Annotated in this window: 1 protein-coding gene; it reads right to left on the bottom strand. The window is 51.9% G+C overall.

Features of this window, described 5'->3' with window-relative positions:
- Positions 1–27 precede the first annotated feature (27 nt).
- On the bottom strand, positions 28–1,170 hold the full coding sequence (locus tag ACB039_RS20875; protein ID WP_371166372.1) for an IS4-like element ISAs18 family transposase: 1,143 nt from the start codon (positions 1,168–1,170) through the stop codon (positions 28–30).
- Between the last annotated feature and the right edge of the window lie 91 nt (positions 1,171–1,261).

Below are 1,261 nucleotides of genomic sequence, written 5' to 3' on the forward strand. Positions count from 1 at the left end.
CTCAGAGATCCCCTCATTTTTAGAGACTCAAATAATTCCAAGTGGGCGGGTATATAAGCGGTGTTGCTTCAGGTAGTAGATAAATTTATCCATCAACAAGACCGCATTGGCTTCTTTCATTTTAGGTAGCAACTGGTAATAGATGACCCCTTGCCGAAAGAACGAATAGGTTCGGCTCTTGCTGGTATTGACCTTGATCGTTCTCTCTAGACCGACACTGTCTCCAGCCTTACCCAGCAGCGTCAGCAAGACGATGGCCAGGGCACTGAATAAAAACAGTCGGTCGCGCCGGACCGGATTACTGATGTGCACATCTCCCATACCCATGCCGAATTTGTAATCTTTGATATCACGAAAACTGGTCTCGATACCCCAGCGCTGGCCGTATAGTTGCAACGCCTTGGCGGCGCTCAGGTCGGTCCGGTTACTGGCCAGAAACCACGCGTCTTTCATGCCACTCTTATGACAACAATAGACCCGTTCGACAGGCTGTCGCTGCCCAGTTAGCTCCACCGCTTTGAGGGTTCGGGTGCGCCCGGTCGGCGTTAGCCAGTCCCGAGCTGGAACCTGCTCTACACCAGGGTAACCAACCAAAACATTTCCTTTAAATCTAATGAGATAAGCAAAGCCTAGCTCTTGCTCCAGGCGTTCGAACAGCTCCATGTAACCAAAGCCGCGGTCAGCTACTACCGTCACGAAGATACCCTCTGGCAACGTCTGCTTGAGCTTGGTGAGCAGCTCTTTCTCATGGGCATTGCGTTGCCCTTTGAGCAACGATTTCCGATGGGTTTTCCACAGCAGCGGAGTACTGCGACCGTGGTTGGTTTGCAGGCTGATAACCAAGGTACTGTGATCATCGGCATCGAATTCGGTCCAGTCCATGGAGACTACGATCTCGGTACGTTCACCGACCACATAGGGCACCCAATCGTCAAAGAGGCTCCAGACATTGAGCTTGGTGTTAGTGAGCAGGCGATCCACCTGTTTAACCGCATGTTTACGTTCGAGACCGTTGGCCAAGGAGAGGCCACTACCGATGGCGTGGATGGCCAGTGAACCTGACTCGATAACCCCGAGGGTAGCATTGGCGAGGGAAAGAACACGCTTGGCATGCATGTCCTGTCCAAATATATCGTCGATGTGGTTGAGGATTAGTTCGTGGTTAAACATGGGGATAGTCTGTTGGGTATTAGCTGGTCAAGGATGGCGATCATACCTCAGAAGCCGCGCCACGCCTCGCTCATATGAGGGGATGGTTAAG

Source organism: Aeromonas sp. S2(2024) (assembly GCF_041402505.1).
Taxonomy (GTDB): Bacteria; Pseudomonadota; Gammaproteobacteria; order Enterobacterales; family Aeromonadaceae; genus Aeromonas; species Aeromonas media.

Excerpts from the sequence above, each read along its gene's own strand:
- ACB039_RS20875 (WP_371166372.1), bottom strand. The coding sequence starts at position 1,170 with ATGTTTAACCACGAACTAATCCTCAACCACATCGACGATATATTTGGA.